This is a genomic window from Streptomyces fungicidicus, from assembly GCF_003665435.1.
Classification (GTDB): Bacteria; Actinomycetota; Actinomycetes; order Streptomycetales; family Streptomycetaceae; genus Streptomyces; species Streptomyces fungicidicus.
This window is the reverse complement of record NZ_CP023407.1, coordinates 5,875,315-5,900,450: the sequence shown is the minus strand read 5'-3', so window position 1 is coordinate 5,900,450 and position 25,136 is coordinate 5,875,315. Positions and strand designations below refer to the sequence as shown.

The following is a 25,136-nucleotide window of genomic DNA, read 5'->3' as shown; positions in this document are numbered from 1 at the left end:
CTAGCTCCCTCGGTAAACGGAGTAGCCGAACGGGTTGAGCAGCAGCGGTACGTGGTAGTGCTCGCCCGGTACGACGGCGAACGTGACCGTCACCTCGGGGAAGAACACTCCGGCGCCGCCGTCCCGGTTCGCGGGGGCGTCCTGCTCCGCCTCGGCCTGCTTCCTCGCGGATGTGTCGAAGTACGCCTCGACGGCGAAGTCGAGCCGTACCTGGGTCGTCCCCTCCGGCAGCGCCGGCAGGTCCCTGCACCGCCCGTCCGCGTCGGTCGCGGAACCGCCGAGGGGCTGCCACGCGGCCTCCCGGCCCGGGCGGGCGGCGAGGGCGACGGCGACGCCGGCGGCGGGGCGGCCGGCGCTGGTGTCCAGGATGTGCGTGGACACGGAGGCGGTGGTGTCGGTGCTCATGTGCGTCAGTCCTCTGGGGCGTCGACGAGGCGGGCCAGCCGGATGCGGTTGATCTTCCCCAGTTCGGTGCGGACGATCCCGTGTTCCCGCTCCGGCGGGTTGCCGAGGCGTTCCCGCACGGCGTCGCGCATCTGCTCGCCGGTCCGGCCGGTGGCGCAGATGAGGAAGACGTGCCCGAACCTCTCCTGGTAGGCCAGGTTCAGTTCGAGCATCTCGGCCCTGAGCGCCTCGGGGGCGCCGGCCATGCCGCGCTGCTCCCGGGCGGAGGCCGGGTCCCCGGGACGGGGCCGGCCGATCGGCGGGTGACCGGCCATCGCCTCCCGCAGATCCGCCGCGTCCAGACCGGCCGTGGCGGCGTCACTGGCGGCGTACAGGTCGTCCGCGGTGGCGTACGGGCGGGCGGCGAGCAGTCGCCGGGCCCACGCCCCACAGGCGCACACCTCGTGGAGCGCGGCGAGCGCCGCCTGCTCCTCCAGGGCATTGAAGCGGGCCAGGCCCGGGGACGGGGAAGTCGACGTCACGGAAAGCCTCCGCGGCCGCGAACGGCCTTCGTGCTGAACGGGCGTGCCGACAGTGAACGCCGCCACGCACGGCACGTCAACAGTTTGTTGAAAATTCCGTGTGACAAACGGTGGAGCGCGCCCGCCGCCCCGGACGGTCAGGAGCCCTTCTCGCGGTTGAGGTAGTTGTAGACGGTGAAGCGGCTGACGCCGAGCGCGCTCGCCACGGTCTCCACGCCGTGCCGCACGGCGAAGGCGCCCCGCGCCTCCAGACCGCGCACGATCTCCTGCTTGGTCCTGCGGTCCAGCTCCGCGAGCGGCCTGCCCTGCCCGCGCTCCAGGGCGGCGAGGATGTGGTCCAGGGAGTCCGCGAGCTGCGGCAGGCGTACGGCGACCACGCCGGCGCCCTGCCAGGAGAGCACCACGTCGTCGGCGCCCGCCTCGTCCGGCGGGAGCATCTCGCCGCCCATGGCGTCGACCAGCGGCTTCACCGCGGCGATGAAGGCCTCGCCGCCGGCGCCGCTCACCGGCCGTCCTCCTCGACGACGTTGACCTGGAGCGAGACCCGGGTGGCGCCGGCCGTAAGCGCCCTGCGCAGCAGCGCGTCCACGGCGCCGAGCACCTCGTCGGCGCCGCCCTCGGCGGTGTTGCCGAACGGTCCGACGTCCACCGCGTCCAGCACGGCGGCCTCGAGGACCTCCCGCGCGACGACCGCGTGCGCGGGCGCCTCGTCGAGGTCGAAGGGCTCGGTCGTGAACTCCACTCTCAATCGCACTGCGCCCCCACGAAACCGGCTCTGATCTGCCCGTTCTCCCGGCCGCGCGGCCGGGAGCGTCACTACGGGACGACCTTAACGGACTCCGCCGGGACGCCGGCCCCGGAGCGCGGCCTCCCGCTCCGGCCCGACCGCGCCCTCTTGACACCCCTGGCACCCGGCGGCACGCTTCCCTTACTTCCATTCAACAGAAACTGTATTCCGCATAACGGAAACAAGGAAGGGGTGCGGCCCCGATGTCCGGTTCCGTGTGGAGCACAGCCGGAGACCACCGCTTCGACGTCAACCTGTCGATCCTCTTCACGGAACTCCCGCTGCCGGCACGCCCCGCGGCGGCCGCGGCGGCCGGCTTCGAGGCGGTCGAGCTGTGGTGGCCCTGGGCCGACTCCCCCACCCCCCGGCAGTCCGAGCTGGACGCCCTGGGGGAAGCGGTCCAGGACGCGGGCGTACGGCTCACGGGACTCAACTTCTACGCCGGCCGACTGCCCGGCCCCGACCGGGGCGCGCTGTCCCTGCCCGGCGAGGAGTCGGAGCGGTTCCGCGCCAACGTCGAGGTGGCCGCCGGCTTCGCCGGGGCGCTCGGCTGTACGGCCCTCAACGCGCTGTACGGCAACCGCGTCGACGGCGTGGACCCGGCCGAGCAGGACGCGCTCGCGCTGGAGAACCTCGTCCTCGCGGCCCGTGCCGCCGACCGGATCGGCGCGGTCCTGCTCGTCGAGGCGCTGAACGGGCCCGAGTCGCCCCGGTACCCGCTGGTGTCGGCGCCGGCCGCCGTCGGTGTCGTCGACAAGGTCAACGCGGCCACGGGTCTGGACAACGCCCGTTTCCTGATGGACCTGTACCACCTGGCGGTGAACGGCGAGGACCTGCCCGCGGTGATCGACCGGTACGCCGCGATCACCGGTCATGTGCAGATCGCCGACAACCCCGGCCGCGGCGCCCCCGGCACCGGCTCGCTCCCGCTGGAGGCACTGCTCGGCCGGCTGCGCGGGGCCGGTTACGACGGCTGGGTCGGCCTGGAGTACAAGCCGGGCGGCCGTCCGAGCGCGGAGGCCTTCGGCTGGCTGCCCCGCTGATCACACCCCCGTACGGAAAGGCACCCTCGGATGAGCACCCTTCCCAAGATCGCCTGGATAGGCCTCGGCATCATGGGCTCCCCCATGTCCGAGAACCTGATCAAGGCGGGCTACCACGTCACCGGCCACACCCTGGAGCCCGAGAAGCTGGACCGGCTGACCGCCGCCGGGGGCACCGCGGCCGGCTCGGTCGCCGAGGCGGTGCGGGACGCGGACGTGATCATCACGATGGTCCCGGCGTCCCCGCAGGTCGAGGCCGTCGCGTACGGCCCCGACGGCGTCCTGGAGAACGCCCGCCCCGGGGCCCTGCTGATCGACATGTCCTCGATCACCCCGCGGACCTCCGTCGACCTGGCCGCCGCCGCGAAGGAGAAGGGCGTCCGGGTGCTGGACGCCCCGGTGTCCGGCGGCGAGGCGGGCGCGGTCGAGGCGGTGCTGTCCATCATGGTCGGCGGTGAGCAGGCGGACTTCGACGAGGCCCGGCCGGTCTTCGGGACGCTGGGCAGGACCGTGGTGCGGTGCGGCCCGCACGGTGCGGGGCAGACCGTGAAGGCCGCCAACCAGCTGATCGTCGCCGTCAACATCCAGGCGTGCGCGGAGGCCGTGGTCTTCCTCGAGAGGTCAGGCGTGGACCTGACGGCGGCGCTCGACGTCCTGAACGGCGGTCTCGCCGGCTCGACCGTGCTGACCCGCAAGAAGGACAACTTCCTGAACCGGGACTTCCGGCCGGGTTTCCGCGTCGACCTGCACCACAAGGACATGGGCATCGTCACCGACGCCGCCCGCGCCGTCGGCGCGGCCCTGCCCGTCGGAGCCGTGGTCGCCCAGCTGGTCGCGAGCCTGCGCGCCCAGGGCGACGGCGGTCTGGACCACTCCGCCCTGCTGCGCGCGGTCGAGCGGCTGTCCGGCGCGCGGGTCTGACGGCCCCCGCCCCTCCCGACCTCCGGGGTGCGGATCCGTCCGGCGCGCAGCAGCCTGGGGGCATGGCACCTCCCACGGAGCATCCGCACATCGTGGTGCACTCCCCGGCCCTGGACGGCTCGCGGCGGGTCACCTCCGACGACGACACACTGGGCATCGCCACGCACGCCGACGACGTGGCCGAGATCCTGCGGCTGGCCGACCTGTACGTCACCGACGTCGAGGGGACCGACCTGATCGAGTGGCAGGGCGGGGGCCCCGACGACTGGCCGGGACTGTCGGAGCACCACACCGCCTGAGCGCGTCCCTACAGCATCGGCCGTACACCGGCTACGCGATCCTCAAATGAACCTCTGAAGGCGGCCGGAAAGGCTTGGACCGGCCGCGCGGGCGGGCACACTCCTCACACACGGGACCCGCCGGCACGGGGGCGGCGGGCCCCTGACGAGGGGGTGCCGTGTCATGACCGACACCGCGGGCGTCGGGGGGACGCCGCACGAGACAGCACTGCTGGCCGGTGGCCCGCGCGCCGCGGTCACGGTGGCCCTGGTCGCCCTGCACCTGCGCGGCGCGGTGGAGGCCGGCGCGCCGGGCACGCTGCGGGCGGTCGACGGGGAGGCGGGCCGGGCCCTGCCCCCGCTCCCGCCGCCGGGGGTCGGGCTGGAGCCGCCGGACGGGGACACGGCGGGGCCTGCGGACGCCGTCACGAGCGAGGTGCGGGCGGCGTACCTGGAGAGCGCGGTCTACCACTGTCTGCGAGAGCCGTCCGAGGCGGCGGAGCTGGTCCGGGACCCGGTCGTCCGCTGGGCGGTGGCCGAGGTGCGGGTGGGCCTGGCGGAGGCGGGGATGCTGCGGTATCCGCTGCTCCGGCCGACCAGGGCCGCCCGGCGGCGGCTGAAGACCCTGCGGAAGGCGTATCCGCTGCCCGCGAGCCGGCGTGAACTGCCCGACCACCAGCGGCTGCTCGCCGTCGCCCTGCACGGCGAGGCGGCGCTGCGCGTCGTGGTGCCGCGCTTCGCCCTCCGGGCGGGGCTGACCGACCGGGTGAGCCTGCGGGACAAGGGCCTGCTCCGCTCCTCGTCGCGCGGCGGCGCCTACGGGGGCGGCGGCTCCCACGCCTGCGGCAGCGGTACCGGCTGCGGCGCGGGCGGCGGTCCGGACTGAGCACCCCGGCCGAACACGCCGGCCGGGTGGCGCGGGTCAGGTCTTCAGCGTCCTGATCGACGTGGGCGCGTGTCCCGGCTCGGTCGCGAGCTCCCCGAACTCGACGACGTCGCCGATGTCGTTGGTCACCGACATCGCGATGTCGGTGACGCGCTCCAGGATCACCTCGACCACGACCGGCACCCGGAACTCGGCTGCGAGCTTCCCGGCACGCTCCAGCGCCGCGCCGAGGTCGCCGGGTTCGGTCACCCGGATCGCCTTGCAGCCCAGGCCCTCGGCGACCTTGACGTGGTCCACGCCGTAGACGCCCAGCTCCGGGGAGTTGACGTTCTCGAACTCCAGCCTGACCTGGAAGTCGATGTCGAAAGCCCGCTGCGCCTGCCGGATCAGGCCCAAGTAGGCGTTGTTCACCAGCACATGGATGTACGGGATCCTGTGCTGCGCCCCGACGGCCAGCTCCTCGATCATGAACTGGAAGTCGTAGTCGCCGGACAGCGCGACGACCTGCGCCTCCGGGTCGGCCCTGGCCACCCCGAGCGCGGCGGGCACGGTCCAGCCGAGCGGGCCCGCCTGGCCGCAGTTGATCCAGTGGCGCGGGCGGTAGACGTGCAGCAGCTGGGCGCCGGCGATCTGTGAGAGGCCGATGGCGGAGACGTACCGGGTCTCGGGGCCGAAGACCTTGTTCATCTCCTCGTAGACCCGCTGCGGTTTGATCGGGACGTCGTCGAAGTGCGTACGGCGCTGCAGCGTGGCGCGTCTCTCCTGCGCGGCGGCCGCCCAGGCGGAGCGGTCGGGCAGCCGGCCCCCGGCCTTCAGCTCCGCCGCCACCTCGACGAACAGCTCCAGAGCGGCGCGCGCGTCGGACGCGATGCCGTAGTCGGGGGCGAAGATCCTGCCGATCTGGGTGGGTTCGACGTCGACGTGGACGAAGGTGCGTCCGGCCGTGTAGACGTCGAGCCTTCCGGTGTGGCGGTTGGCCCAGCGGTTGCCGATGCCGAGGACGAAGTCGGACTCCAGGAAGGTGGCGTTGCCGTAGCGGTGCGAGGTCTGCAGGCCGACCATGCCGGCGTTGAGCTCGTGGTCGTCGGGGACGACACCCCAGCCCATCAGGGTCGGCACCACCGGAGTGCCGGTCAACTCGGCGAACCGGACGAGCAGTTCGGAAGCGTCCGCGTTGATGACACCGCCGCCCGCCACGATCAGCGGGCGTGCGGCGGCGTTCAGCATGGCGACGGCCTTCTCGATCTGGGCGCGGGACGCGGCGGGCTTGTAGACCGGGAGGGGCGCGTAGGTGGCGGGGTCGAACTCGATCTCCGTCAGCTGGACGTCGACCGGCAGGTCGATCAGGACCGGGCCGGGCCGCCCGGAGCGCATCAGGTGGAAGGCCTGCTGGAAGACGCCGGGGACCTGCGCGGCCTCCAGCACGGTCACCGCCATCTTGGTGACCGGGCCCGCGACGGCGGCGATGTCGACGGCCTGGAAGTCCTCCTTGTGGAGCACCGCGGTGGGCGCCTGGCCGGTGACGCACAGGATGGGGACGGAGTCGCCGGTCGCGGAGTACAGGCCGGTGATCATGTCGGTGCCGGCCGGTCCTGAGGTGCCGACGCACACCCCGATGTTGCCGGGGCGGGCGCGGGTGTAGCCCTCGGCCATGTGCGAGGCGCCCTCGACGTGGCGGGCGAGGGTGTGGGTGATGCCGCCGGATGCCCTGAGCGCCGCGTAGAAGGGGTTGATCGCCGCGCCCGGGACGCCGAACACGTCGGTGACGCCCTCGCGTCCGAGGATTTCGACTGCCGCGCGGGCAGCGGTCATTCGAGCCATCGGGTACTCCTGCCTCGGCTGCCGGATTCGCACTCCCGTCGCGCCCTACGGCGAGCTTCTTCCGTATGGTGGAAGTCATTTTCTGCTATCTGGAATGAATGTAGGGAGGGCTGCCGAAGCCGTCAAGAGAAGGGCCCCGCCGGCGCGCTGGACGTCGCCGGCGGGGCCTGAGGGCGCCGCTAGTCGGCCACCGCGTACCGCTCGCGGAGTTCCACCTTGCGCACCTTCCCGGACACCGTCATCGGGAAGGTGTCGAGGAGCTGGAGCCGGCTGGGGATCTTGTAGTGGGCCAGGCGGTCCGCGCAGAAGGCGCGGAGTTCCTCCAGGGTGAGCGGGTCGGCCGGGTCGCGCGGGACCACGCAGGCCAGCACCTCCTCGCCGTACCGCTCGTGCGCGATCCCGACGACCTGGACGTCCGCGATCTTCGGGTGGGCGTAGAGGAACTCCTCGATCTCGCGCGGGTAGATGTTCTCCCCGCCCCGGATGATCATGTCCTTGATGCGCCCGACGATCTCCACGTACCCGTCCTCGCGCATCACCGCGAGGTCCCCGGTGTGCATCCAGCGGCCGGCGTCGACGGCCTCGGCGGTCTTCTCCGGCTCGTTCCAGTAGCCGAGCATCACGCTGTACCCCCGGGTGCACAACTCCCCCGCGGCGCCCCGCGGCAGGGTGACACCGGTGGCCGGGTCGACGACCTTGACCTCGATGTGCGGCAGCACCCGGCCGACGGTGCCGGTGCGGTGCTCCAGGTCGTCGTCCATGCGGGTCTGCAGGGAGACCGGGGAGGTCTCGGTCATGCCGTAGCAGATGGAGACCTGCTCCATGTGCATCTCGGCGACCACCCGCTTCATCACCTCCACCGGACACGGCGAGCCCGCCATGATGCCGGTCCGCAGCGAGGTGAGGTCGTACGACGCGAAGCCGGGCAGGTTCAGCTCGGCGATGAACATGGTGGGCACGCCGTAGAGCGAGGTGCAGCGCTCCCGCTGGACGGCCTCCAGCGTGGCCGCCGGATCGAAGGAGGGGGCGGGGACGACGATGCAGGCGCCGTGCGAGGTGGCCGCCAGGTTGCCCATGACCATGCCGAAGCAGTGGTAGAACGGCACCGGCAGACAGACCCGGTCCCGCTCCGTGTAGCCGACGGTACGGCCCACCCAGTAGCCGTTGTTGAGGATGTTGTGGTGGGAGAGCGTGGCGCCCTTCGGGAAGCCGGTGGTGCCCGAGGTGTACTGGATGTTGACCGGGTCGTCGCAGCTCAGCCCGGCGGCGATCTCGTCGGGCCGCTCCGGCGGCACCGCCGCGGCGGCCCCGGTCAGCGCGTCCCACGACGGGTCGCCGATGTAGACGGTCTCCCGCAGGTCCGGGCAGGCTCCGCGCACCTGCTCCACCAGCGCCCGGTAGTCGCTGCCCTTGTGGGCGAGCGAGGAGACGAGCAGCGAGATCCCGGACTGTTTGAGCACATACTCCAACTCGTGTGCCCGGTAAGCCGGGTTGATGTTCACCATGATGACGCCGATGCGGGCGGTGGCGTACTGCACCAGGACCCACTCCGGGCAGTTGACCGCCCAGATCCCGACCCGGTCCCCGGTGGTGATCCCCTTCGCCAGCAGTCCCCGCGCCACCTCGTCGACGGCGGCCCCGAACTCGGCGTAGGTCCAGCGCCGTCCGGAGGCCACGTCGACCAGGGCCTCGCGGTCGGGCCATGCGGCGACCGTCCGGGCCAGGTTGGCGCCGATGGTGTCGCCGAGCAGCGGCGTCGTGCCGGTGCCGTGGGCGTACGACAGGGGTGCGGTCACCGGAAGTCCTCCTCGCGGTACTCGTTCGCGGAACCGGCGGCCGTGGCCTCGCGCAGCTCGATGCGGCGGATCTTGCCGGAGACGGTCTTGGGCAGCTCCCCGAACTCCAGGCGGCGGAGCCGCTTGTAGGGGGCGAGCACCTCACGGGAGTGCTCGAACAGCACCTTCGCGGTGTCCGGGCCGGGCTGCCAGCCCTCCGCGAGCACGACGTACGCCTTGGGGACGGCCAGCCGCAGCTCGTCCGGGGCCGGCACGACGGCCGCCTCGGCGACCGCCTCGTGCTCCAGCAGGGCGCTCTCCAGCTCGAACGGGCTGATCTTGTAGTCGGAGGCCTTGAACACGTCGTCCGCGCGGCCGACGTAGGTGATGTAGCCGTCCTCGTCCCGGGAGCCGATGTCGCCGGTCCGGTAGTAGCCGCCGGCCATCGCCTCCGCCGTACGGTCCGGGTCGCCGTGGTAGCCGGTCATCAGGCCCACCGGACGGTCGGAGAGGTCCAGCGCGATCTCGCCCTCCGCGGCGCCGGGCGCGCCGGAGACCGGGTCGAGGAGCTCCACCCGGTAGCCGGGGCTGGGGCGGCCCATGGAGCCGGTCTTGAGGACCTGTCCGGGGCTGTTGGAGACCTGCACGGCGGTCTCGGTCTGGCCGAAGCCGTCCCGGACGGTGAGGCCCCAGGCCCGCCGGACCTGCTCGATGACCTCCGGGTTGAGGGGTTCGCCGGCGGCGACGACCTCGCGGGGCGGGGTGCGCAGCTGCGTCAGGTCGGCCTGGATGAGCATCCGCCACACGGTCGGCGGGGCGCAGAAGGTGGTGACGCCCGCCTTGTCCATCTCGGCCATCAGCCGGGGCGCGTCGAAGCGCGTGTAGTTGTGCAGGAAGACGGTCGCCTCGGCGTTCCACGGGGCGAAGAGGTTGGACCAGGCGTGCTTGGCCCAGCCGGGCGACGAGATGTTCAGATGCACGTCGCCGGGCTTCAGGCCGATCCAGTACATCGTCGCCAGGTGGCCGATCGGGTACGAGGTGTGGGTGTGCTCGACCAGCTTGGGGCGGGCGGTGGTGCCGGAGGTGAAGTACAGCATCAGCGGGTCGTCGGAGAGGGTGGGCCCGTCGGGCGCGAAGTGCTCGGCGGCCCCGTAGGCGTCCTCGTAGGGCAGCCAGCTCTCGTCCGCCCCCTCCCCCACGGCGATACGGGTGTAGTCGCCGGGCACGCCGTCGAACTTCGCGGCGTCCGAGGCGCGCACGATCACATGGCGGACGCGGCCCCGGTCGACGCGGTCGCGCAGATCGGCGGGGCCGAGCAGCGGGGTGGCCGGGATCACCACGGCGCGCAGCTTCATCGCGGCCAGCGCGGTCTCCCACAGCTCCGCCTGGTTGCCGAGCATGACCAGCACCCGGTCCTCGGCGGCCACGCCCCGCTGCCGGAGCCAGTTGGCGACCTGGTCGGAGCGGCGGGCCAGCGCGGCGAAGGACAGCCGCTGCTCGCCGCCGTCCTCCTCGACGAGGTGCAGGGCGGTGCGGTCGTTGCCGTCCGCGATCACGTCGAACCAGTCGAGCGCCCAGTTGAACCGCTCCGGCCGGGGCCAGGCGAAGTCCCGGTGGGCGGTGGCGTAGTCCTCGCGGTGTTCCAGCAGGAAGTCCCGGGCCCCGCGGAACGCCTCCGTCGCCGTCGTCATGTCTCCTCCTCGTGCCGGACCATTGCCGGGCGGCTCTCCGCCATCGTGTAATCCGTGATGCAGGTCTCACTACCCCCGAACGGGGGTGTGCGTCCGCACAGGAGCCGCGACGAGGGGGCGAACAGGTGACGGCTGACCCGACGAGCACGGGCGACGCGGTGGAGATCCGCGGGGCGCTGGCCCGGCTGCGGTGCGCGACCGGGCTGCCGGTCGCCTTCGGCGGACTGGTGGAGCCCGGCCGTCGGCAGGTGCGCATCAGCGAGCTGAGCGGCACCGCGACGCCCGCGCTGAGCGCGCTCGCGGTGACCTCCGGCTTCGGTCTGGGCGGGAAGGCGGCGGCGCTGGCCCGGCCGTGCGCGGTGACGGACTACTCGGTCTCGCGGCAGATCAGCCACGAGTACGACGTCCCGGTCGCCGCCGAGGGCCTGCGCTCCGTCGTCGCCGTGCCGGTGGTGGTGCGGCGTCGGGTGCGGGCGGTGCTCTACGGCGCCCTGCGCGCCGCCCAGCCCCTGGGCGACCGCACGCTCGGCGCGGCGGTGCAGGCGGCGCGGGACGTGGAGCAGGCGCTGGTGGTGCGGGAGGAGGCGGCCGAGTTGATGGCGGCGGCAACCGGGCCGGAACGGGCGGCCGGGGCGTCCGGAGCGGCCTGGGAGCAGGTGCGTGAGGCGCACGCGGCGCTGCGGGCGCTGGCCCCGCGGATCGCGGACCCCGCGCTGCGGGCCGAGCTGCTCCAGGCGTGCGCCCTGCTCACCGCCGAGACCGCCCCGTCGGTGACGGTGCGGCTCACGCCCCGGGAGGTGGACGTCCTCGCCTGTGTGGCGGCGGGGGCGACCAACGGCGTGACGGGCGAGCGGCTGGGCGTGACGGCCGAAACCGTCAAGGCGTACCTGCGGTCGGCGATGCGCAAGCTGGGGGTGCGGACCCGGGGGCAGGCCGTGGTCGCGGCCCGCCGGACCGGGTGGTTGCCATAGGTTTGAGGTGTTTTCCATGGCGGGCAATACCACCGATTGGACTTTGGATTTACGGTGGGTCGGCCCGCTGTAATTTGCCTCACTACACGGTCCGCCCGGAATTAAGGAACCCGTTGCCTAATATTGGCCAGGACACGCCACACGGAGGGGAGCGGTGACCGTGCGACGGGACTTCAAGGAGCCTGCCAGGTGCCGCCCCGACCTGGTCATAGGCCGGGAGGAGCTCTACGCGGAGGCGCGCGAGCAGCTCGCCCGAGGGGGCAGCGTGCTGCTGCACGGCCCCGCGGGAATAGGTAAATCGACTGTGCTGCGGGCACTTGCGGCCGAAAACGCCGGTGCGTCGGGGACGGTGCTGCGCTGTTCGGCGACGGAGTCCGAATCGCATCTTCCGTTCCTGGCGCTGGCCGATCTGTTCGGTCTGGTCCTCGACAGGGTCTCCGCCCGGCTGCCCGCCGCCCAGCGCACCGCGCTGGAGTCGGCGCTCACCGGGCGCGGCGAGTCCAGCCTGCAGCGGGACGGGCTGGCGCTGCGTCTCGCGGTGCTGTCCACGCTGCGCGCGCTGGCCGCCGAGGGACCGGTCCTCGTCGTCGCCGACGATCTCCAGTGGCTGGATCCCGCGAGCGCCGAGCTCCTCGGCTTCGCGGCACGGCGGCTCGGCGACAGTCCGGTGCGGATGCTGTGCGCGGTCCGCACGGACGGCGAGGAGTACGACCGTCATCTGCGGGCCTGCCCGCCCGACACGCTCGCGGTGCGGCTGGGCCCGTTCTCCCGGCCCCAGGTCGCCGCGCTGCTGGACCACCGCGGCTACACCGGTCTGTCCCGCTCCACGGTCCGGGACATCCACCGCACCAGCGGCGGCAACCCGCTCTTCGCCCTCGAACTGGGCCGCGCCCTCGCCGAGAGCCCGGCCCGCCCGCGGCCGGGCGAGCCGCTGCCGGTGCCGACCTCGCTGCGGGCCCTGGTCCTCAGCCGTCTGGAGATGCTGTCCGACGACGCCCGGCGCACCCTGCTGGTGGCAAGCGCGGGCGCCCGCCCCACCCTGGCCCTGCTGCACGCGGCCGGCCGGGAGAACGCCGAGGCCGAGACGGCCCGGGCGGCGGCGCTCGGGCTGCTGGTGACGGACCCGGAGGAGCCGGCGCTGCGCTTCGCGCATCCGCTGATCTCGGCTGCCCTGTACGCGGAGGCCCCGGCGGGGGAACGGCGGGCCGCGCACACGGCGCTGTCCACGGCGGCCTCCGACCCGATCGAGCGGGCCCGGCACCTGGCGCTGGCCGCCACCGGCCCCGACCCGGAGGTGGCGGCCCGGCTCGCGGAGGCCGCCGCCCTGGCCCGGGACCGGGGGGCGCCCTCGGTCGCCGCCTCGCTGGGACTGCTGGCCGCCCGGCACACCCCGGCCGACGGCGAGCCGGGTCCCGACGAGCGGCGGCTGCAGGCCGCGGAGGACGCGATCACCGCGGGCGAGGTCGACCTGGCCCGGGACATAGCGCGTGAGGTGCTGACCCGGGCGACGGTGCCCGCGGAGCGGGTGCGGGCGTGGATGGTGGTCATCGAGGCGGCCGGGCAGGCGCTCGGCGAGGTCGACGCCGTCTTCCCGCAGGTGCTGGCCGACGCCGGGGACGATCCCCGGCTGCTCGCCCTGGTCCACTACCAGCTCGCCTGGCGGGAGGTGGTGGTGGACGGCGACTTCGCCAAGTCCCGCCAGGAGGCCGCGCACGCCGCGGAGCTGGCGGCGCGGGGCGGGGACCGGCGCACCGAGCTGATGGCGCTGGCCTTCCAGTCGTCCACCGAGACCCTGATGGGCCACCCGGACGCCCCCGCGACGATCCGGCGGGCGCTCCAGGAGCCGCAGGACCCCGATGTGGCCAGCCACCACAACGGCGCCGCGATGGCGCGGTTCCGCTGGCTGCTGATGAGCGACCAGCTGCCGGAGGCCCGTACGGCCATCACCTCGCTGCTGAGGGAGGCGCGGCGGCGCGGCATGGTGGAGAGCGAGGTGCACTTCTCGCGGCTGCTGGCCGACACCGAGCTGCGCTCCGGGCACTGCGGCCGGGCACTGGACCTGGGCCGGGAGAGCCTGCGGCTGGCCCGGGACTCCGGGATCGGCGAGAGCGCCTCCGCCATGCTCGCCTCGCTCGCGGAGGCGTCGGGCGGGGACGTGGAGCGTGCCCTGACGCTGGCCCGCGAGGCCGCGGACCACGCCGAGGTGGACGGCGACCAGTTGTACCTCTCCCTCGCCCTGGCCGCCCTGGGCTACGCCCAGTTGGTGGCCGGGGACGCGCAGGGCGCCGTCCGCTCGCTGCGCCGGGTGCGGGAGCTGGAGCACGGCATGGGCATCAACGACCCGGCGCGGGGCCGCTGGCAGGGCGACCTCGCCGAGGCGCTGGTGCGCGTCGGCGAGCCGGGCGAGGCGCAGGAACTCATCAACGTCACCCGGGTGCACGCGCTGCGCCTGAACCGGGCGAGTGTGCTGGCGGTGCTCGACCGGGCGGAGGCCCTGGTGCGTGCGGCACGCGGCGAACACCAGGCGGCTTACGCGCAGTTGACGTCGGCGCAGGAGCGGCTCGCCAAGCTGGGCTTCGGCCTTGAGGAGGCGCGGGCCGCCTTCGCGCGGGCCCGGCTGCGGGCCGCCCAGGGTCCGGGGCCGGCCGCGTACGACGAGGCCGCCCGGCTGTTCCGGCGCTGCCGCGCGCTGCCCTGGCTGCGCCAGGTGGAGCGGGCCGTGGCCGCCGGTCCCGCGGAGGCCGAGCCCGTGCCCGCCGCGGCGGCGGGCGCCCTGGACGGACTGGCCGCGATGGAACGGCAGGTCGCCGCGCTGGTGATGGAGGGCGCCACCAACCGGGAGATCGCCGCCCGGCTGTTCATCAGCGTCAAGACCGTGGAGGCGACCCTCACCCGGGTCTACCGCAAGCTGGGCATCCGCTCGCGCGTCGACATCGTCCGTCTGGCCGCGGGCCGCCGCACGAAGTAGCGCCGCCGCCGGCCGGGACGGGCGACCGAGGGTTATCCCTGCCCAACAGCCCTAGGGGGTTCCCTCATTGGGGCGGTCCCGCTCCCGGTCCTAACGTGAACGCCGTGCCGCTCGCCGGGCACACGAGGACCGGCCCCGAGGCCCTCGTGCTCGACCCCCCACCCCGTGCGACCCCCACCGGCAACCCCACGAGGAGAACCATGTCTGGGTTCACCCTTGCCAAGAAGGCCGCCGCCCTCGTCGCGGCAGCCGCTGCCGCCGCCGCGACGGCGCTGATCGCCGCCCCGTCCGCCGTCGCCGCCCCGCAGCCCATCGTCGGCGGTACGACGACCACGACGTCCGCGTACCCGTTCATGATGCAGATCACCGACGCCTCCCAGAACCAGTTCTGCGGCGGCACCCTGGTCTCCCCCACCAAGGTCGTCACGGCCGCGCACTGCATGGCCGGCGAGACCACGAGCAGTGTGCGCGTCGTCGGCGGGCGCACCTACCTCAACGGCACCAACGGCACCGTCGCCAGGGTCAGCAGGATATGGGTCCACCCCAGCTACCGGAGCGTCACCCGGGGCGACGACGTGGCCGTGCTGACCCTGTCGACGTCGATGCCGTACACCGCGGCGCCCTACGTGTCCTCCTCGGACACCTCGGTGTACGCGGCCGGCACGACCGCCCGCATCGTCGGCTGGGGCACCACCTCCTCGGGCGGCAGCTCCTCCAACCAGCTGCGCACCGCGACCGTGCCGACCGTCTCCGACACCAGCTGCCGCGGCTCCTACGGCACCCGGTACGTGCAGAGCGACATGGTGTGCGCCGGCTACTCCTCCGGCGGCGTGGACACCTGCCAGGGCGACAGCGGCGGACCGCTGCTGATCGGCGGCCGGCTGGCGGGCATCACCTCCTGGGGCGACGGCTGCGCGGCGGCCGGCTACCCGGGCGTCTACACCCGGCTCACCACGTTCTCCGCGGATGTGACGGCACAGGTCAACGGCTGAGACGCCGGAGACCCCACGAGTTCCTGAGTACCCCTCAGGTGGCAGACCAGGGGGCGTTGCGAGCTTCCACGAGCAGCCCGCAGCGCCCCCTCTCCATGTCCGGGTTCACCCCCGCACGGTCCCGGGGCGGACGTCGTACGCCGTCCCCGGGTGCAGGACGCGGAGCATCCGCTCCCCCTCGGCGGCGACCTCCTCCCACCGGTCCCTGCCGAGCCGGCCGAACGTCTCGATGACGAGGGCGTCCCCGTCCAGCCGCCACAGCCCCGCGAGGAACCCGTCGACGAGGAGGGTGCGGTAGGCGATGTTGCCCCGCCAGTGGCGGCCCCGGTATTCGGGCGGTACGACGCGGGCGCGGTCGGCGTGGGAGAGGAGCAGGTTGTCGAACTCCGGCAGGAAGCGCGGCGGGGCCGGGCTGTCCGGGTCGGGGCGGGGCGCGTCCGGCAGGTCGAAGAGCTCCACGCCGTTGTCGTCGCGGAAGGTGACCAGCCGCGGGCGGAGGCGTTCGAAGGCCTCCCGCAGCCGGGTCAGGCCGGCCCAGACCTGCATGTCCTTCACGGAGGCCGGTCCGAAGGCGGCGAGGTAGCGCAGCACGGTGCCGTCCGGCGACGGGGCGGGCTCGGCGGGCCTGCCCAGCCAGTGCTCCGCGGTGGTGAGCGTGACCTGTCCCGAGCGGCCCCACAGTCCGCGCGGCGTGATCTGCACCAGGGGCAGCTTGCAGCGGGCGGCGACGGCGAGGGCCCCCGGGTCGGCGTCGGGCCACTCCTTCAGCAGGGCCTCGCGCAGTTGACCCATCGTGCGCGGTTCGGCCTCGACGAGTTCTCGGGCGAGGGCGGCGAGCCGGTCCGGGCAGACACCCGCGAGGCCCTTGCGGAACGAGTTGAGCTCGCGGTCGCGGGCGGGCTGCACCAGGGGGCGCAGGGTGAGGCAGTCGTCGGCGGTGTGGGTGTGGATGGTCGAGCGCAGGGTGACGAGGCGGGCGACCGCGCGGGAGGCCATCGGCCCGGACAGCGCCTCGGGCGTGAAGCCGTCGAGGCGGGCGGCGAGCGCGTAGTAGGGCGGCTTGACGTTCTGCGCCTGGAGCCCGACGAGGTGACCGACCGCCTCCTCGGCGGTCATCGGCGAGCGGCGCAGCAGCAGCTGCCGCGCGAGGGTGGCCCGGTTCAGTGCCCGGGCGCCGAGCACACCGGCCGGCGCGGGGGCGGCGCCCCGCTTCGTCTTCGTCATACCGGCACGCTAGCCGCCCTCGCGGTCAGGTTCTGTCCGCGACGGAGGCTGGAGCAGTCCCCATGACATCCTCTCCCCCCGCCCCCGACGGCCTACGGTCTACGACGGACTGGTGCGGGAGCGCGGTGACGTCGTGGCCGAGGCGCGCGAGGTGGCCGAGCGTGCCCGGGACCAGGCGCTGCGGGCGCCGGCCGGCCACCCGGCGGTGAGGCGGCAGCCGGCTCCGGCGCCCCGCGCCGGCTGACCCGCGCCGGGCCGATTGCCCCGCGCCGGAGTGGGGCACTCGGTGCGCATCGTGTACGGACGAGAGCGTTCGGGACCCCGAAGGGTCCTGCTGACCGGCTGGTTCAGCTTCCGCGACGGCGAGGCCACCGCCGGGGACGTGCTGGCCCTGCGCCGGGTGGAGGAGGTTCTGCGCGGCGCGGGAATGGCGTACGACGTCGTCTGGAGCCCCGGCTTCCGGCCGGCGGACCTGCACTTCGACGACGTACGGCCCGGTGACTACTCCCATCTGGTGTTCGTGTGCGGGCCGCTGCACGGGCCGCAGGTCGAGGAGCTGCACCGGCGTTTCGCGCACTGTGTGCGGATCGCCGTGGGGACGTCGGTGATCGACCCCGACGGGGAGGCGGCGCGCGGCTTCCACCGCGTGCTGGCGCGGGACGGCCCCGGCAGCGAGCCCTCCGAGGACCTGGCGGCCCGCGCCCCCGCGGTGCCCGCCCGGCCCGTGGTCGGGGTGATCCTCACCGACGGGCAGCACGAGTACGGGCCGCGGCGACGGCACGAACAGGTGTCGGAGCGGGTGACGCGCTGGCTGGCCGGGAAGGACTGTGCCCGACTGGAGCTGGAGACCCGGCTGGACACCCGCGACTGGCATCTGAGCGCGACGCCGGCGCAGGTGGAGTCGGTGCTGGCGCGGCTCGACCTCGTCGTCACCGACCGGCTGCACGGGCTGGTCCTCGGGCTGCGGGTCGGCACGCCGGTGCTGGCGGTGGACCCGGTCGCGGGCGGCGCCAAGGTGACCGCGCAGGCCCGGGCCTGCGGGTGGCCCGCGCTGGTGGGCGCCGAACAGGTGGACGCCAGGCGGCTGGACCGCTGGTGGGACTGGTGTCTGACCTCGGGCCGGGTGGCCGCCCGGCAGATGCGGGACGCGTTCCGTGAGGGGCGGGTGCCGGACGGAGCGGACCGGCTGGTGCAGGTGCTGGCGACACGCGCGGGCACCGGTTAGCACGGGCGGGCGCGCGGGTCGGCGCCGGCGGGCGGGCGGTGCGTCTCAGCCGGTGTAGCGGCGGGCCGTGGAGGTGCGCTGGGCGGGTTCGAGCAGGCGCAGCCGGGACTCGACCTCGCGGGGCAGGACGCGGCGCTCCCGCAGTACCCAGGGCAGGGCCGCGGCCGCCTCCGCGAAGGCGCGCAGGGAGGCCGTGTCGCGCGGCACGGTACGGGCCAGGTTCAGGGTGCGGCGCAGGGCGGGCCGGGCCGGGCGGCGCAGCCAGGTGAACCACAGGGTGTTGCGGATGCCGTGCCTCCGGCGCAGGGTCGCGTCCCGTGCCTCGGACGCCTGGTGGTGGATCGTCAGGTGATCGGCGTAGGTGAGCCACCAGCCGTCGGCGACCAGGTCGGCGGCCAGCAGTTCCTCCTCGCCGCCGAGCCACAGGCGCGGGTGGAAGCCGCCTGCGGTGCGGAAGGCGCCGGTGCGCAGCACGGTCGCGGCGGCCAGGAAGGAGCCGAGGGCCGGTCCGGGCAGCCAGGGCGGTCCGGGTACCGGCGAGTCCCGCAGTTCGCGGACGATCGGGTCGTCGGTGCCGTCCGGTTCGACGATGATCCGCGCCGTGACCGTGCCGAGCGCGGGGTGCCGGTCGAGCAGGTCGGCGGCGCCGGCCAGGGACCCGGGCGACCACCAGGAGTCGTCGTCGCAGAACGCGACGTAGGGCGTGCGGACGTCCCGTACCGCGAGATTGCGGCCGACGGCGCCCAGGTTGCGGCCGGGGCGCACCAGACGGACGCCGGGGTGGTCGCGGGCGACGGCGTCGGCGGTGCCGTCGGTGGAGCCGTTGTCGGTGACGATCACCGGCGGCGCCTCGGGCAGCTCGGCGAGGTGGCGCAGGGTGCGGAGCAGTTCCCGGCGCCTGTTGTGGGTGATGACCACGACGGTCGTGCGGGGGTCGCTCATACGGTCGCCCCTTCCGGCTGCAGGAGGCGGGCGGCCCGTTCCACGTGCGGGGGCAGCGGCCTGCGCTCGCGCAGGGCCGACGGCAGCCGGGCGAGGGCCTCCCGCAGGGCGCGCCGGGCCTGCTGGTCGGCGCGCGCCTCGGCCGCGAGGGCCGCGGTGCGGGAGAGGGCGTACGGGACGGGGCGGCGCAGCCACGCGGTGAGGAGTTCGTTGCGGCGCTGGAGCGCCGGTCGGCCGTGGCGGGGCGAGGGCGCCGGGTGGTGGTGGGCGACGACCTCGGGGCAGTGGGTGACGCCCCAGCCGCGGGCGGCCAGGTCGTAGGCGAGCAGGGTCTCCTCCCCGCCGAAGAACAGCAGCCGGTGGAAGCCGCCGGCGTCGAGGTGCGCCCGGCGGCGGACGACGGCGCCGCAGGCGAGGAAGCCGAGCACCTGGGTGCCGGGGAGGTCGGGGGCGGGACCGAGCGGGGAGCCGGCGAGCACGGCGTTGAGCGGGTCGGAGTGGGCGGCGGGGCCGACGAGGGTGCGGCCGGCGATCAGGCCGAGCCGGGGGTGGGCGTCGAACAGCTCCGCCGCCCGGGCGAGGGCGCCGGCCGCCCACCAGGAGTCGTCGTCGCTGAACGCCACGTAAGGGGTGCGCAGGGCGCGGGCCCCGTGGTTGCGGGCGAGGGCGCCGTGGTTGACGGGCAGCGCCAGCACGCGCACGCCGGGGAAGTCCCGGGCGACCATCTCCCGGGTGCCGTCGGTGGAGGCGTTGTCGACGACGAGGATCTCGGGCCGTTCGGGCAGCTCGCGCAACCGGCTGAGGGTGACCGCGAGCCGGTCGCGGCGGTCGCGGGTGGCGATGACGACGCCGACGCGCCGCGCACCGGTCATGACGCGCACCTCCTCACCCGGCACACCTGCCCGCAGACATGCGGCCACCCGGCGCGGCCGGCAGCGGCCGTGGCACGCGCTCCGCCCATGCCGGCAGCCCGCCGAAGGCGTGCAGGACCTCGGCCGGGGTGACGCCCCGGAGACTCCTGACCGCAGTCGTGCGGCCGAGCGGGGTGGCGGCGACCGGGGACGGTCATGGTGCGCGCTCCACCCGTACCGGCAGACCGCCGAAGGCCTGCAGGACCTCGGCCGGGGTGACGCCCCGGAGTGCGGGGGCGGGACTCCTGGGCGTGGGCGTGCGGCCGGGTGGGGTGGTGGCGGTCGGGGGTGGTCATGGCGCGGGGTCCGGTCGGGTGGGCAGCCGGTCGAGGGCGTGCAGGACCTCGTCGGGGGTGACGCGCAGGAGTGCGGGGTCGGGGCTCCGGCCGTGCGGGTCGCCCTCCGGGCCGTGCCACAGCGGGATGTGGCGGGGTTGCGCGGGCGGGCCCCAGCGGGCGGGCGGGACCGGGCCGAAGAGGGTGACGGTGGGGGTGGCGTGGGCGACCGCCAGGTGGGCGATGCCGGTGTCGCCGCTGACGACGGCGCGGGCGCCGGCGACGAGCGCGGAGAGCCGGCCGAAGGGCAGGCCGCCGGCGAGGACGTCGGTGTCGGGCAGCCGGGCCTCCTTGGCGAGCCGCGCCACCAGGTCCTCCTCGCCCGCTCCCCCGGTGACCACGACCCGCTGCCCGTGCCCGCGCAGGGCGCCGGCGACGGCCGCGTACCGCTCCACGGGCCAGCGGCGTGCGGGGGCTCCCGCGCCGGGGTGCAGGACGACGGCACCGGGCGCGGGGGACACGGATCGCGGGCGGGCCAGCAGCAGGTCGGTGGGGTCGGCGTCGATGCCGTACGAGCGGAGCAGACGGCACCAGCGGTCCCGTTCGTGCTCGTCCGCGTACCAGGGCGGGCCCTCGATCTCCGGGGTCGACGGGTGGGCGAACGCGAGCAGCCGCGGGGGGCGCAGGCGCTGCAGCAGGCGGTGGCTGGGCGGGCCGTTGCCGTGCAGGTCCACGGCGACGTCCGGGGGCGGGCCGGTCCAGTCGAGGGTGCGGGGTACCGCCCGCCCGGGGGCGGAGGCCGGCAGCACCCGGTCGACCGCTCCCGTGGCGGCGGCGACCGGGGCGAGCCCGGCGGGCGCCGCCAGTACGACCTCGTGTCCGGGGAACTCCCGCCGCAGCGCCCGCAGCGCGGGCACCCCGGCGAGCAGATCACCGAGCCCGAGGGCGCGCAGCACCAGGACCCGCGGGCGGGCGCCGGCGCTCACCGGGTCACCTCCTTCAGCAGCCGTTCCCAGTCGTCCAGGAAGCGGGGCAGCCCGTAGCGGGCGAGCGCCGCCGTGCGGGCGCGCTCGCCGGTGCGGCGGGCGTGCGCCGGGTCGGCCACGAAGTCCCGTACGGCGTCGGTCAGTACGCCGAGGCGGTTGGACACCACGCCGGCGCCGGCCGGTACCGCCTCGGTGACCTCGGTGGTGGCGAGGGCGACGACGGGCATGCCGAGGTGCATGGCCTCCAGCAGGGAGAGGCCGAGGGAGGTCCAGCGCACGGGGTGGACGTAGACCCGGCGGCGGGCCAGCGCCTCGTGCAGCGCGGCCTGGGTGAGTTCGTGCGTGCGGCAGCGGCCGGCGGGCAGGCCGAGGTGGCCGGCGAGGCCGTCGGTGCCCATGCCGAAGACGTCGAGCGGCGCGGCGCGGGCGAAGGCCGGGAGCAGGTCGGTGCCGGTGGTCCGGCCGCGCCGCACCGGCTCGTTGACGACGACGGCGGCGTGCGGCAGCTCGCCGGTCCACAGGGGGCCGGGGTCGACGATGCCGTGCTCGATGACGGTGGCGGGGGTGCCGCGGCCGTCCCACATCAGATGGTTGAAGTGGGTGACGTGGACGAGGGTGACGCCGGGGATGTCCGCCGCGGGGTGGCGGGTGTCGGGGACGTCACCGTGCGGGGCGTTGTGCTCGAGGTAGACCAGGGGCGGGCGGCGGCCCAGCCAGCGGTCGACGAGGGCGAGTTCGTGCGGCCGCTGCAGGACGACGGCGTCGACGTCCTCCTCGCGGAGACGCTCCGGGGGCACCTCGACGACGGAGTCGGGCCAGTCGAAGGTGCGGGCGCGGCCCAGTCCGTCGGGTCCGCGGTCCGGGGTGACGGGGACGACGTAGGTGTGCGGGCCCTGGACGAAGGCCGTGGTCCACGAACCGTGTACATGCCACAGCAGGATCCTCATGGCGCCTCCACGAGCTTGTCGACCGCCGCGACGACGTCGAGCGCGGTCACGGTGTCCAGGCAGGGGTGGCCCGGTACGGGGCAGCGCCGGGCGCGGGTCCCCGCGCAGGGCGCGTCCTGGTCGCCGAGCAGCACGTACGGCACCCCGTACGGCCGCCAGCGTTCGGCGGGGACGACCGGCGCGAACAGGGACACCACGGGGGTGTCGACGGCGGCGGCGAGATGGGCGGGGCCGGTGTTGCCGGTGACCACGCATGCGGCCCCGGCGAGCACCCCCGCGAGTTCGGCGGCGCCGGTGCGGCCGCCGAGGTCGACGGCCGCGTCGCCGGCGACGTACGCGGTCAGGTCCCGCTCGCCCGCCCCGCCGGTGACCACCACCCGGCGTCCGGCGGCGGTGAGTTCGCGTACCGCCTGCGCGCACCGTCCGGGGCTCCAGGCGCGGGCCGGGACGCTGGCGCCGGGGTGGACCACGACGTACTCCCCGGGGCCGGTCAGCGGGCCGGCCGCGGGCGGCGGGAGCACGCGCAGCCGTCCGTCGTCGACGCGGGGGAAGCCGGCGGCCTCGGCCAGGTCCAGCGCCGCCTCGGCCTCGTGGGCGTGGGGGGCGCGGTGGTGGCGCACGTCGAGGAGGGAGCCGGGGTAATCCTCGCTGTCGGCGGCGATGAAGCCGACGCCGGCGAGGCGCAGCAGCAGGGCGGTGGGCAGCGGGGACTGGTGGAAGGAGGTCAGGATCAGCGCGCTGTCGGCGTCGACGGCGGCGACGAGGCCGTCGATGTCGGCCCGGTCGACGCGGGGCGGCTGGAAGCCGGTCCACGGCGAGTCCCAGACGAGGATCTCGTCCACTCCGGGCAGCAGCCGCGCGGCGGGCGCCCCGTGCGGCCCGCACAGCAGGGTGACGGTGTCGGCGCGAGCGGCGACCGCCCGCACGGCGGGCCCGGCGAGCAGCACGTCGCCGAAGCTGTCGAGCCGGGTCACGAGCGCCTTCACATCGGCCTCCGCTCGGGCCGTCGCCCGGTCCCGGGGCCGGCCGCGCCGGGCCGGTCCCAGGGCGGGGCGGTCAGGAGCATGCGGACGGCCGTCCGCAGGTCCGGGGCGACGTGGGGCGCGGCGCTCACCTCCTGGGCGCGGGTTTCCGGTGTGGGCACGAGGACGGCGTGCGCGCCGGCCCGGCGGGCGGCCTCCACGTCGGCGCCGATGTCGCCGACGACGACGCAGTCGGCGGGGCTCGCGCAGACACGGCCGGCGGCCCAGAGGATCATGCCCGGGCGGGGTTTGCGGCAGTGGCAGCCGTCGTCGGGGGCGTGCGGGCACATGGCCCAGACGTCGAACGGGCCGAGGAGTTCCTCGACGCGCCGGTTGACGCGGCGGGCGTCGGCGTCGGTGAGCAGTCCGCGCCCGATGCCGGACTGGTTGGTGACGACGCCGGTGCGCACGCCCCGCGCGCGGAGCGCGTCGAGCGCCTCGCGGGCGCCGTCGACGGGCCGCACCAGGGCGGGGTCGGCGTTGTAGGGGACGTCGTGCACCAGCGTGCCGTCGCGGTCGAACAGCACCGCCTTCACCGGGCTCACCGGGCCACCTCGCGCCAGGCGGGGGCGTTCCGGTGGCGCCAGGCGCCCGCCAGCCGGTACCAGGTCGCGGCGGGCGGGATGACCACGCTGGTGGCCACCACGGTGGTCACCTCGTCGCGGGTGCGCGGGCCGGGCACGATGCGGGCGCGGGCGAGTTCGGCGGTGCCGGCGGCCCAGCCGGCCGCGCAGGCGGTGGCCGCCCTGCGGTGTCCGGCCGCGGCCAGGACGCAGGCGGCGGCGCCGGCCGCGGTGATCACCGCGTGCCGGCGGATCCGGCCGCGCGGCGCGACCGCCTTGTCCCACCAGTCGGGGCCGTGCAGGCGCCGCATCAGGGCGTCGTCGGCGTTGCCGCGCTGCTGCCGCACCGACGCCCAGCGGGAGGCGGGGCGCACGGGGTGCCGGGTGAGGCGGTGGCCCCTGCGGATGCGCCAGCCGGCGTCGAGGAGGCGCAGCGCGAGGTCGGCGTCCTCGCGGAAGGCGCGGGGGAAGCGTTCGTCGAAGCCGCCGACCTGCTCGAGGGCCTCGGTGCGGTAGGCCATGTCGGCGGTGGTCCAGCGGGCGCGCGCGAGGCCCGCGGTGCCGCGTTCCCAGTCGGTGGGGCGGCGTCCGCCGGGCAGCGGCACGCTGATGACGCCCTGGACGCCGGCGGTGTCGGGGGGCGCCTCCTCGAGGTCCCGGACGAGCTGGGCGCACCAGTACGGCCCCACCTGCACGTCGTCGACGAGGAAGACGGCCCAGGGCGCGGTGACGGCGCGCAGCCCGGTGTTGCGCGCGGCGGCGGGCCCGCGGCCTCCGCCGGTCACGACGGTGGTGGTGCGGTCACGCAGGTCGCCGAGGACGGTCAGGGCGTGGGCGGCGGCGTCCGGTGCGGGATCGGGGTCGGACCGGTCGTCGACGAGGACGATCTCGTCGGGTCGCGGCCCGTGCGCGGCGGCCAGCGCGGCGAGGCAGTCGGCGAGGGAGTCCCGCAGCAGGGTGGGGATCACGACGGCGTACGACGTCATCCGGACGTCCTCCTGGGGAGGGGGGCCTCGGTACGAAGGATGCGCATCGCGGCTGTGCTCCGTCCCTGCGGGAGTGTGGGGTCCACCGGAACGCGGGTGCCGCGTTCGCGGTCGTCCCAAACACCCGGGCGTCCGACCGGGTGACGGCCCTCACACGGCCGGCCCCCTCCCCACCTGGGCTCCACGGCCGCCCGACGGAGCTGGTGCCGGACGGTACCCGCCAGGAGCTCGGGCGCTCCCACGCGCAGCCACAGCGCCGCACCGGCCCCCTGGTGCGCCCGCCACGGGACCGTACCGAGGACACCGCGGTCCCCCGGCTGCCGGCCGCGGGCAAGGCGGAGCCGGGAGCGCCGTACCCGTGGTGCCGGGCGGGTGGCCCGCACCCGGACGTGCCGGATTGCCTAGGATCCTCCCGTGGCCCTCTTCCAGCTCCGGCGCACGGCGCCCCTCCCCCTCGACGAGGCGTGGCGCAGGCTCACCACGTGGCCGCGCCACGGCGCCGTGGTGCCGATGACCCGGGTCAGGGTGACCACTCCCCCGCCCACGGGCGAGGGCACCGTCTTCGTCGCCCGGACGGGCCTGGGCCCGCTCGCCTTCGACGACCCGATGGAAGTGACGGTCTGGCGGCCCCCGGCGGACGGCTCGCCGGGCTTCTGCCGCCTGGAGAAGCGCGGCCGGTTCGTCACCGGCTGGGCCGAGATCGAGGTGCGCCCGGGTCCGGGCGGCCGGACGCACGTGGTGTGGCGGGAGGACATCCGGGTCCGCTTCCTGCCCCCCTTCGGCGACGCCGCACTCTCCCGGGCGGGCCGCCTCGTCTTCGGACGCGCGGTGAACCGCCTGCTCCGGCAGGCGTGACCCCGCGACGGCGAAGGCAACTCCCGTACGTCTTACGGCAATCGCCGCACCGGAAAACTACCGGGCCAGCGTGATCAACGCGTGATATACAGACGCAGCCAAGAAGACAAACACATGGCAAAGTCCCGGACTTGGGGACGG

25 protein-coding genes are annotated in these 25,136 nt (G+C 75.0%); 10 read left to right on the top strand and 15 right to left on the bottom strand.

The window, feature by feature from the left end; translation table 11 throughout:
- The 4 genes from uraH to CNQ36_RS26625 all read right to left on the bottom strand — a co-directional run bounded on the left by uraH (position 1) and on the right by CNQ36_RS26625 (position 1,680).
- The gene (gene uraH / locus CNQ36_RS26640) at positions 1–405 is read right to left on the bottom strand and encodes a hydroxyisourate hydrolase (protein ID WP_004923159.1); all 405 of its coding nucleotides are present in this window, start codon (positions 403–405) and stop codon (positions 1–3) included.
- A 5-nt stretch (positions 406–410) separates the two neighbouring features.
- The gene (gene uraD, locus CNQ36_RS26635) at positions 411–926 is read right to left on the bottom strand and encodes a 2-oxo-4-hydroxy-4-carboxy-5-ureidoimidazoline decarboxylase (RefSeq protein ID WP_121547839.1); all 516 of its coding nucleotides are present in this window, start codon (positions 924–926) and stop codon (positions 411–413) included.
- 137 nt (positions 927–1,063) lie between these two features.
- Positions 1,064–1,432, bottom strand: a complete 369-nt coding sequence (locus CNQ36_RS26630; RefSeq protein WP_004923171.1) for a helix-turn-helix domain-containing protein — start codon at positions 1,430–1,432, stop codon at positions 1,064–1,066.
- Positions 1,429–1,680 carry a YkoF family thiamine-binding protein gene (locus CNQ36_RS26625; RefSeq protein ID WP_004923174.1) on the bottom strand — a complete coding sequence of 84 codons (252 nt, stop codon included), beginning with the start codon at positions 1,678–1,680 and terminating at the stop codon, positions 1,429–1,431. The genes CNQ36_RS26630 and CNQ36_RS26625 overlap by 4 nt, the downstream gene beginning before the upstream one ends.
- A 236-nt stretch (positions 1,681–1,916) precedes the next feature.
- Here CNQ36_RS26625 and CNQ36_RS26620 point away from each other — a divergent pair, with 236 nt between their 5' ends.
- The 4 genes from CNQ36_RS26620 (at position 1,917) to CNQ36_RS26605 (ending at position 4,841) form a co-directional block, all read left to right on the top strand.
- On the top strand, positions 1,917–2,756 hold the full coding sequence (locus CNQ36_RS26620; RefSeq protein ID WP_121547838.1) for a TIM barrel protein: 840 nt from the start codon (positions 1,917–1,919) through the stop codon (positions 2,754–2,756).
- 30 nt (positions 2,757–2,786) lie between these two features.
- Positions 2,787–3,677 carry a 2-hydroxy-3-oxopropionate reductase gene (locus tag CNQ36_RS26615; protein ID WP_121547837.1) on the top strand — a complete coding sequence of 297 codons (891 nt, stop codon included), beginning with the start codon at positions 2,787–2,789 and terminating at the stop codon, positions 3,675–3,677.
- Positions 3,678–3,739: 62 nt separating this feature from the next.
- The gene (locus CNQ36_RS26610) at positions 3,740–3,976 is read left to right on the top strand and encodes a hypothetical protein (RefSeq protein ID WP_163013372.1); all 237 of its coding nucleotides are present in this window, start codon (positions 3,740–3,742) and stop codon (positions 3,974–3,976) included.
- Between the two features lie 163 nt (positions 3,977–4,139).
- Positions 4,140–4,841: a TIGR04222 domain-containing membrane protein gene (locus CNQ36_RS26605; RefSeq protein ID WP_121547836.1), complete on the top strand. Its 702-nt coding sequence runs from the start codon at positions 4,140–4,142 to the stop codon at positions 4,839–4,841.
- Between the two features lie 36 nt (positions 4,842–4,877).
- Here the strand turns inward: CNQ36_RS26605 and gcl are convergent, their stop codons facing one another.
- From gcl to CNQ36_RS26590, 3 genes are all read right to left on the bottom strand, one after another.
- Entirely contained in the window at positions 4,878–6,662 is a 1,785-nt protein-coding gene (gcl, locus tag CNQ36_RS26600; protein WP_121547835.1) for a glyoxylate carboligase, read from the bottom strand.
- A 179-nt stretch (positions 6,663–6,841) separates the two neighbouring features.
- Complete coding sequence (locus tag CNQ36_RS26595; RefSeq protein ID WP_121547834.1) at positions 6,842–8,458, bottom strand: AMP-binding protein; 1,617 nt, start codon at positions 8,456–8,458, stop codon at positions 6,842–6,844.
- The gene (locus CNQ36_RS26590) at positions 8,455–10,128 is read right to left on the bottom strand and encodes an AMP-binding protein (protein ID WP_121547833.1); all 1,674 of its coding nucleotides are present in this window, start codon (positions 10,126–10,128) and stop codon (positions 8,455–8,457) included. Before CNQ36_RS26590 ends, CNQ36_RS26595 begins: the two co-directional genes overlap by 4 nt.
- Positions 10,129–10,286: 158 nt before the next feature.
- Between CNQ36_RS26590 and CNQ36_RS26585 the strand changes: the two genes are divergently transcribed.
- The 3 genes from CNQ36_RS26585 (at position 10,287) to CNQ36_RS26575 (ending at position 15,059) form a co-directional block, all read left to right on the top strand.
- Complete coding sequence (locus CNQ36_RS26585; RefSeq protein ID WP_410177137.1) at positions 10,287–11,099, top strand: helix-turn-helix transcriptional regulator; 813 nt, start codon at positions 10,287–10,289, stop codon at positions 11,097–11,099.
- 154 nt (positions 11,100–11,253) lie between these two features.
- Entirely contained in the window at positions 11,254–14,067 is a 2,814-nt protein-coding gene (locus tag CNQ36_RS26580; RefSeq protein WP_121547831.1) for an ATP-binding protein, read from the top strand.
- 200 nt (positions 14,068–14,267) lie between these two features.
- The gene (locus CNQ36_RS26575) at positions 14,268–15,059 is read left to right on the top strand and encodes a S1 family peptidase (protein ID WP_121547830.1); all 792 of its coding nucleotides are present in this window, start codon (positions 14,268–14,270) and stop codon (positions 15,057–15,059) included.
- Between the two features lie 105 nt (positions 15,060–15,164).
- On the opposite strand, the gene CNQ36_RS26570 is transcribed toward CNQ36_RS26575, so the two are convergent.
- Positions 15,165–16,283 carry a winged helix DNA-binding domain-containing protein gene (locus tag CNQ36_RS26570; RefSeq protein WP_121547829.1) on the bottom strand — a complete coding sequence of 373 codons (1,119 nt, stop codon included), beginning with the start codon at positions 16,281–16,283 and terminating at the stop codon, positions 15,165–15,167.
- 112 nt (positions 16,284–16,395) lie between these two features.
- Here CNQ36_RS26570 and CNQ36_RS35615 point away from each other — a divergent pair, with 112 nt between their 5' ends.
- Positions 16,396–16,527 carry a hypothetical protein gene (locus tag CNQ36_RS35615; protein ID WP_266104751.1) on the top strand — a complete coding sequence of 44 codons (132 nt, stop codon included), beginning with the start codon at positions 16,396–16,398 and terminating at the stop codon, positions 16,525–16,527.
- Between the two features lie 51 nt (positions 16,528–16,578).
- Positions 16,579–17,508: a polysaccharide pyruvyl transferase family protein gene (locus CNQ36_RS26565; RefSeq protein ID WP_121548608.1), complete on the top strand. Its 930-nt coding sequence runs from the start codon at positions 16,579–16,581 to the stop codon at positions 17,506–17,508.
- A gap of 45 nt (positions 17,509–17,553) precedes the next feature.
- On the opposite strand, the gene CNQ36_RS26560 is transcribed toward CNQ36_RS26565, so the two are convergent.
- From CNQ36_RS26560 to CNQ36_RS26530, 7 genes are all read right to left on the bottom strand, one after another.
- The gene (locus CNQ36_RS26560; protein ID WP_121547828.1) at positions 17,554–18,450 is read right to left on the bottom strand and encodes a glycosyltransferase family 2 protein; all 897 of its coding nucleotides are present in this window, start codon (positions 18,448–18,450) and stop codon (positions 17,554–17,556) included.
- Positions 18,447–19,322, bottom strand: coding sequence for a glycosyltransferase family 2 protein (locus CNQ36_RS26555; protein WP_121547827.1), 876 nt, complete (start codon positions 19,320–19,322; stop codon positions 18,447–18,449). Before CNQ36_RS26555 ends, CNQ36_RS26560 begins: the two co-directional genes overlap by 4 nt.
- Positions 19,323–19,653: 331 nt before the next feature.
- Positions 19,654–20,622, bottom strand: coding sequence for a glycosyltransferase family 9 protein (locus CNQ36_RS26550; RefSeq protein ID WP_121547826.1), 969 nt, complete (start codon positions 20,620–20,622; stop codon positions 19,654–19,656).
- Positions 20,619–21,569, bottom strand: coding sequence for a glycosyltransferase (locus CNQ36_RS26545; protein ID WP_121547825.1), 951 nt, complete (start codon positions 21,567–21,569; stop codon positions 20,619–20,621). The genes CNQ36_RS26550 and CNQ36_RS26545 overlap by 4 nt, the downstream gene beginning before the upstream one ends.
- On the bottom strand, positions 21,566–22,555 hold the full coding sequence (locus CNQ36_RS26540) for a glycosyltransferase family 9 protein (protein ID WP_121547824.1): 990 nt from the start codon (positions 22,553–22,555) through the stop codon (positions 21,566–21,568). The genes CNQ36_RS26545 and CNQ36_RS26540 overlap by 4 nt, the downstream gene beginning before the upstream one ends.
- Positions 22,552–23,136 carry a D-glycero-alpha-D-manno-heptose-1,7-bisphosphate 7-phosphatase gene (locus CNQ36_RS26535; RefSeq protein ID WP_121547823.1) on the bottom strand — a complete coding sequence of 195 codons (585 nt, stop codon included), beginning with the start codon at positions 23,134–23,136 and terminating at the stop codon, positions 22,552–22,554. The genes CNQ36_RS26540 and CNQ36_RS26535 overlap by 4 nt, the downstream gene beginning before the upstream one ends.
- On the bottom strand, positions 23,133–24,140 hold the full coding sequence (locus CNQ36_RS26530) for a glycosyltransferase family 2 protein (protein WP_121547822.1): 1,008 nt from the start codon (positions 24,138–24,140) through the stop codon (positions 23,133–23,135). Before CNQ36_RS26530 ends, CNQ36_RS26535 begins: the two co-directional genes overlap by 4 nt.
- 414 nt (positions 24,141–24,554) lie before the next feature.
- Between CNQ36_RS26530 and CNQ36_RS26525 the strand changes: the two genes are divergently transcribed.
- A complete protein-coding gene (locus CNQ36_RS26525; RefSeq protein WP_121547821.1) occupies positions 24,555–24,995 on the top strand; it encodes an SRPBCC family protein in 441 nt (146 codons plus the stop codon).
- Positions 24,996–25,136: the final 141 nt, after the last annotated feature.

What these genes read in the sequence shown, in the direction of transcription:
- uraH (WP_004923159.1), bottom strand. Translation starts at nt 405, where the DNA reads ATGAGCACCGACACCACCGCCTCCGTGTCCACGCACATCCTGGACACC.
- CNQ36_RS26620 (WP_121547838.1), top strand. Translation starts at nt 1,917, where the DNA reads ATGTCCGGTTCCGTGTGGAGCACAGCCGGAGACCACCGCTTCGACGTC.
- CNQ36_RS26615 (WP_121547837.1), top strand. Translation starts at nt 2,787, where the DNA reads ATGAGCACCCTTCCCAAGATCGCCTGGATAGGCCTCGGCATCATGGGC.
- CNQ36_RS26610 (WP_163013372.1), top strand. Translation starts at nt 3,740, where the DNA reads ATGGCACCTCCCACGGAGCATCCGCACATCGTGGTGCACTCCCCGGCC.
- CNQ36_RS26605 (WP_121547836.1), top strand. Translation starts at nt 4,140, where the DNA reads ATGACCGACACCGCGGGCGTCGGGGGGACGCCGCACGAGACAGCACTG.
- gcl (WP_121547835.1), bottom strand. Translation starts at nt 6,662, where the DNA reads ATGGCTCGAATGACCGCTGCCCGCGCGGCAGTCGAAATCCTCGGACGC.
- CNQ36_RS26590 (WP_121547833.1), bottom strand. Translation starts at nt 10,128, where the DNA reads ATGACGACGGCGACGGAGGCGTTCCGCGGGGCCCGGGACTTCCTGCTG.
- CNQ36_RS26575 (WP_121547830.1), top strand. Translation starts at nt 14,268, where the DNA reads ATGTCTGGGTTCACCCTTGCCAAGAAGGCCGCCGCCCTCGTCGCGGCA.
- CNQ36_RS26570 (WP_121547829.1), bottom strand. Translation starts at nt 16,283, where the DNA reads ATGACGAAGACGAAGCGGGGCGCCGCCCCCGCGCCGGCCGGTGTGCTC.
- CNQ36_RS26560 (WP_121547828.1), bottom strand. Translation starts at nt 18,450, where the DNA reads ATGAGCGACCCCCGCACGACCGTCGTGGTCATCACCCACAACAGGCGC.
- CNQ36_RS26555 (WP_121547827.1), bottom strand. Translation starts at nt 19,322, where the DNA reads ATGACCGGTGCGCGGCGCGTCGGCGTCGTCATCGCCACCCGCGACCGC.
- CNQ36_RS26545 (WP_121547825.1), bottom strand. Translation starts at nt 21,569, where the DNA reads ATGAGGATCCTGCTGTGGCATGTACACGGTTCGTGGACCACGGCCTTC.
- CNQ36_RS26530 (WP_121547822.1), bottom strand. Translation starts at nt 24,140, where the DNA reads ATGACGTCGTACGCCGTCGTGATCCCCACCCTGCTGCGGGACTCCCTC.